6 protein-coding genes are annotated in these 5,087 nt (G+C 28.1%); all 6 read left to right on the top strand.

Annotated features, from left to right (window positions below):
• Positions 1-305: 305 nt before the first annotated feature.
• The 6 genes from accB (at position 306) to LEQ07_RS19405 (ending at position 4,749) form a co-directional block, all read left to right on the top strand.
• On the top strand, positions 306-779 hold the full coding sequence (accB, locus tag LEQ07_RS19430; protein WP_046821740.1) for an acetyl-CoA carboxylase biotin carboxyl carrier protein: 474 nt from the start codon (positions 306-308) through the stop codon (positions 777-779).
• A gap of 13 nt (positions 780-792) precedes the next feature.
• Positions 793-2,148 (top strand): acetyl-CoA carboxylase biotin carboxylase subunit, encoded by a 1,356-nt coding sequence (gene accC, locus LEQ07_RS19425; protein WP_263331898.1) that lies wholly within the window; start codon positions 793-795, stop codon positions 2,146-2,148.
• An 18-nt stretch (positions 2,149-2,166) separates the two neighbouring features.
• Positions 2,167-3,063: an acetyl-CoA carboxylase, carboxyltransferase subunit beta gene (accD, locus tag LEQ07_RS19420; protein ID WP_046821742.1), complete on the top strand. Its 897-nt coding sequence runs from the start codon at positions 2,167-2,169 to the stop codon at positions 3,061-3,063.
• The gene (locus LEQ07_RS19415; RefSeq protein ID WP_263331896.1) at positions 3,044-3,994 is read left to right on the top strand and encodes an acetyl-CoA carboxylase carboxyltransferase subunit alpha; all 951 of its coding nucleotides are present in this window, start codon (positions 3,044-3,046) and stop codon (positions 3,992-3,994) included. The genes accD and LEQ07_RS19415 overlap by 20 nt, the downstream gene beginning before the upstream one ends.
• 206 nt (positions 3,995-4,200) lie before the next feature.
• On the top strand, positions 4,201-4,461 hold the full coding sequence (locus tag LEQ07_RS19410) for a stage V sporulation protein S (RefSeq protein WP_046824075.1): 261 nt from the start codon (positions 4,201-4,203) through the stop codon (positions 4,459-4,461).
• A gap of 99 nt (positions 4,462-4,560) precedes the next feature.
• Positions 4,561-4,749: a small, acid-soluble spore protein, H family gene (locus LEQ07_RS19405; protein WP_046824074.1), complete on the top strand. Its 189-nt coding sequence runs from the start codon at positions 4,561-4,563 to the stop codon at positions 4,747-4,749.
• The last annotated feature ends 338 nt before the right edge of the window (positions 4,750-5,087 follow it).

The following is a 5,087-nucleotide window of genomic DNA, read 5'->3' as shown; positions in this document are numbered from 1 at the left end:
ATACAAAGTTTTTCTCAAGCAGTTCAAGTAATAGAAAATAAAAAAACATTGTAAAATGAAAGAAGCTAATAAAAACCTTAATGAAAACTAAAAATAGATATGGCTGTAGAACTCCTATTAAAAGGAGCTGATAAAAAATTTATATGCGAAATTACAGGTCTTACTATTCAAGAGTTAGAAAGTATAGAACAAAGAATCGAATAAAAATAAAAGTGCTACTTTTTATAAAAGTAGCACTTTTTACTTTGCAAAACCATTTTTTGTGATATAATGTTAGTACCAGGTAATAATACGAGGAGGTAATTATGAAAGTAAATGAGATAAAAGAATTATTATTGACTATAGATAAAACTAATTTGACATATGTAAACTTAAAAGATGAGAACTTTATTTTGGAAGTATCTAAAGGGGAAATTCCTACAAATACAAAAACAGTAGAAAATAAAAAAGAAGAACTTAAACTAGCAGAAGTAAATAGCACATATAGTGAAGCTAATAAAGAAGAAACTTCTATGGATTTAGATGCTAATAATGACAATATTCATGTAATTAAAGCTCCTATAATGGGAACTTATTATGAAGCATCAAGTCCAGAATCAAGTACTTTTGTAAAAGTAGGAGACAAGGTTTCTAAAGGAGATACTCTTTGTATAATTGAAGCTATGAAACTTATGAATGAGATAAATAGTGATGTAGATGGCGAAGTAGTTGAGATATTAGTATCTAACGAAGATTTAGTAGAATATAATCAGGCTATATTTAAAATAAAAACAATTTAATAGGAGGCAGTTTATGATTAAAAGATTATTAATTGCAAATAGAGGAGATATAGCAGTTAGAATAATTCGTACATGTAAAGAACTAAACATAGAAACTGTTGCTATATACTCTGAAATAGATAAAGAAAGTTTACACAGGTACTTAGCTGATGAATCTATATGTATAGGACCTAATAATATAAGTAAAAGTTACAACAATATCGATAATATAATATACTTAGCAAAAAAAATGAATTGTGATGCTATACATCCGGGATTTGGTTTTTTATCAGAAAATGCTAAGTTTGCTAAAGCATGTATTGATAACAATATAATCTTTGTTGGACCTACACCTAATCAAATAGAGCTAATGGGAAACAAATCAAAAGCACGTGAAACGATGATTAATTTAGATGTTCCAGTTGTTCCTGGATCTAAATCAATTTTAGAGGATAAAGACGAAGCTAAAAAATTAGCTAAAACTATTGGATACCCAGTTATGATAAAAGCTTCTAGTGGAGGCGGCGGTAAGGGTATGCGAATAATTTATAATGAAAGTGAATTTAATTCTTTATTTGATATAGCAAAAGCAGAAGCATTATCTTCATTTGGAGATAGCTCTTTATATATGGAAAAATATATTGAAAATCCAAGACATATAGAAGTTCAAGTATTTGGAGATAGCTTAAATAATGCAATACATCTTGGAGATAGAGACTGCTCTATGCAAAGAAGAAACCAAAAACTTATAGAGGAATCTTTAAGTGTTTATCTAGATGACAATCAGAGGAAAAAACTATATGATACAGCTGTAAAAGTAACTAAAGGTATAGGTTATGTTGGAGCAGGGACTATAGAATTTATTGTAGATAGAGATAAGAATTTTTATTTTATTGAGATGAACACTAGAATACAAGTTGAACATCCTGTAACAGAAATGATAACAGGTATAGACCTTATAAACTTACAGCTACTTATTGCTAGTGGAAAAGAAATACCATTTAAACAAAATGAGATTAAATTTAAAGGTCATGCCATTGAGTGTAGAATAAATGCGGAAGACTCTGATAATGATTTTAGACCATGTCCAGGAAAGATTGAGTCTATTCATATACCGGGAGGATTCGGAGTAAGATTTGATACATTTATATATCCTGGATATACAGTACCACCTATATATGATTCTATGTTAGGAAAGTTAATTTGCATAGCTGACAGTAGAGAAGAATGTATACGTAGAATGAATAGAGCTCTAGATGAGATAATCATAGAAGGAGTTACTACTAACATAGATTTTCAAAAACAACTTATAAATTCTAATGAGTTTATGGATAATACTCATCATACTAAATTTATAGAAACTAGTTTTATAAAAAGCTTAAATGCTTAAGTTAAGGAGATTTTGATTATGATTAAGAAGTTCCTAAATAGAAAAGGTCAGAACTATGCAGTTGTTCATTTAAATCAGAATTTTAAAGAAAATAGTGTAGATGATAAGTTTTGGATTTATTGTGAAACTTGTAAAAGCCAAGTATTTAGAAAAGATATTGAAGAAAATTTTAATATATGTCCAAAGTGTAATAAACACTATGATTTTTCTGCTAGAAAAAGAATTCAATTGTTATTAGATGAAAATAGTTTTGAAGAATTTGATTATGATTTAGAATTTAAAAACATATTAAACTTCCCCGACTATGAGAGTAAGATATCAAAGTATAAAAATGCTACAAACGAAAAAGAAGCTGTTATAACTGGTAAAGGGCTTATACATGGTGTAGAAGTCGTTTTATGTGTAATGAATCCTAAATTTATGATGGGAAGTATGGGAGCAATAGTTGGAGAAAAAATTACTCAATCTATAGAATACGCTATTGATAATAAACTCCCTGTGTTAATTTGTTGTGCATCTGGAGGAGCTAGAATGCAAGAAGGTATGGTTTCTCTTATGCAAATGGCAAAAACATCTCAAGCACTGTCTAAGTTGTCAGATGCAGGTCTTTTATATATATCTATACTTACTAATCCTACTACAGGAGGAGTTACTGCTAGTTTTGCAACGCTAGGGGATATAATTATAGCAGAACCTAATGCTTTGATTGCTTTTGCTGGCCCAAGGGTTATAAAACAAACTATTAAACAAGATTTACCTAAAGGCTTTCAAACATCTGAGTTTTTATTAGAACATGGTTTTGTAGATCTTATAGTTAATAGAGACCAAATGAAAGATACTTTATTTAACTTATTAAGCTTACATGGTTATAATTATTGTAAAGAAGGTGATTTAATTGCACACACAGAACATTAGTTCGAAAAATGATATAAATAAGATAAAAGAAAGCATAAAACAATTAAAACAACTATCAAATAAAAGCAATATAGACTTAAGTTGCGAAATAGAAAAATTGGAAATAAAACTTAAAAATATTGAAACTACTAACCCTAAAGATTTATCTGCATGGGATAAGGTTTCTATAAGTAGAGATATAAAGAGACCAAATGCCGAAAATTACATAAAGAACATATGTTCTTTATTCATAGAACTCCATGGAGATAGACTTTATAAAGATGATCCATCAATAATTGGAGGAATCGGAAAAATAGGAGATTTTGAAGTTACGTTAATTGGACATCAAAAGGGAAAAGACATAAATGAACAAATAAAAAGAAACTTTGGAATGCCTCATCCAGAAGGATATAGAAAAGCTCTAAGACTTATGAAACAAGCTGAAAAGTTTAATAGGCCAATAATTACTTTTATAGATACTCCAGGAGCATTTTGCGGAATAGAAGCTGAAGAACGCGGTCAAGGAGAAGCTATTGCAAAAAATTTACTTGAAATGAGTTCACTTAAAGTACCTATACTATCTATTGTTATAGGAGAGGGGGGGAGTGGAGGAGCACTTGGGATAGGTGTTTCAAATGAGATAGCCATGCTTCAAAACTCAGTTTATTCAGTTATTTCTCCTGAAGGATTATCAAGCATTCTATTTAAAGATGCATCTAAATCTAAAGATGCTAGTGAAATAATGAAACTTACGAGTTCAGATTTAAAAGAATTAGGAATAATAGATCATATTATAGAAGAACCTCCTGGTACAGCTCATAGTGATTTAGAAGCTGTATCAAATGATATTAAAAATTATATAATAAACAGATTAAATTTTTATAAAGATTTTTCTAATGATGAAATAGTAAATCATAGATATGGAAAGTTTAGAAATATAGGAGTCTATTAAGTAACCCTTAATAGGCTTTTTAATTTTAGGAAAGTATTTCTACTTAGAATATGTAAATAATCTATGAAGCTTAGTTATATCAATATAATATTAATTTTAATATTAAAATAAAGGAGTTTTTATTTTTTTTATAGAATTTGTAGTTAAATAGGATACTATACAATTTAATAATATTCTACAAAGAAACATAAGAGGGGGATGTTGAAATGGATGTATTAAAAGTTTCATCAAAATCTAATCCAAATTCTGTAGCAGGTGCTCTAGCTGGAGTTATAAGAGAAAATGGAAGTGCTGAAATTCAAGCTATTGGAGCAGGAGCTTTAAATCAAGCTATTAAAGCTGTTGCTGTAGCAAGAGGATTTGTTGCACCAAGTGGTATAGATCTAGTGTGTGTTCCATCATTTACTGATGTCAATATAGACGGAGAGGAAAGAACAGCTATTAAGCTTGTCGTAAATCCAAGATAAATTTTTAGAAATTTAGAGGCTATGAAAATAGTCTCTTTTATTTTGAATAAGATATGTATATTAGGAAAATATAAGTTAAGAAATATAAGGAGGTGCACTATGCAACTTAGAAGAGCAGCAGAAATATGCAATAATAATGAAAATAATAATATTACACTTTATTATTATAATAAACCAGTAAAACTAGTTAGTGTTGACAATAACATTGGTACAGCATATGTTAAATCTCTAAATGATGATTCAAAATTTGAAGTTAATTTAGAATCATTACATGAAAACGAAAAATAATAAAAAACGTCATTTTTAAAGTTTAAATTGACCTAAAATGACGTTTTTTATTATTTATTTGTATTATATATGTATATACAATTATACCTATATAATATGAGCGGATATAATATATAAATACGTTATAGTAGATATAATATACAATGATTATAATTACATCTATGAAAAACATATTAATTATATATAGATATATGAAGAGTAGTACATTTCGTAATACCTAACTATCCTTTAAATGTATATTTAGGGTATAGTTAGTATAAAAAGCAACTATATCTATATATTTAACGTTTTTTAACATATATCTTTTATTTTATTGATTTTTCATAGCTTCTCTTTTT

Origin of the sequence: Paraclostridium sp. AKS73 (assembly GCF_025671395.1) — a bacterium.
GTDB lineage: Bacteria > Bacillota > Clostridia > Peptostreptococcales > Peptostreptococcaceae > Paraclostridium > Paraclostridium benzoelyticum.
This window is presented reverse-complemented; position numbering and strand designations above follow the sequence as displayed.

Bases quoted from the DNA above. Each gene is read 5' to 3' on its own strand.
- LEQ07_RS19405 (WP_046824074.1), top strand. From the start codon at position 4,561: ATGCAACTTAGAAGAGCAGCAGAAATATGCAATAATAATGAAAATAAT.
- accC (WP_263331898.1), top strand. From the start codon at position 793: ATGATTAAAAGATTATTAATTGCAAATAGAGGAGATATAGCAGTTAGA.
- accB (WP_046821740.1), top strand. From the start codon at position 306: ATGAAAGTAAATGAGATAAAAGAATTATTATTGACTATAGATAAAACT.
- LEQ07_RS19410 (WP_046824075.1), top strand. From the start codon at position 4,201: ATGGATGTATTAAAAGTTTCATCAAAATCTAATCCAAATTCTGTAGCA.
- accD (WP_046821742.1), top strand. From the start codon at position 2,167: ATGATTAAGAAGTTCCTAAATAGAAAAGGTCAGAACTATGCAGTTGTT.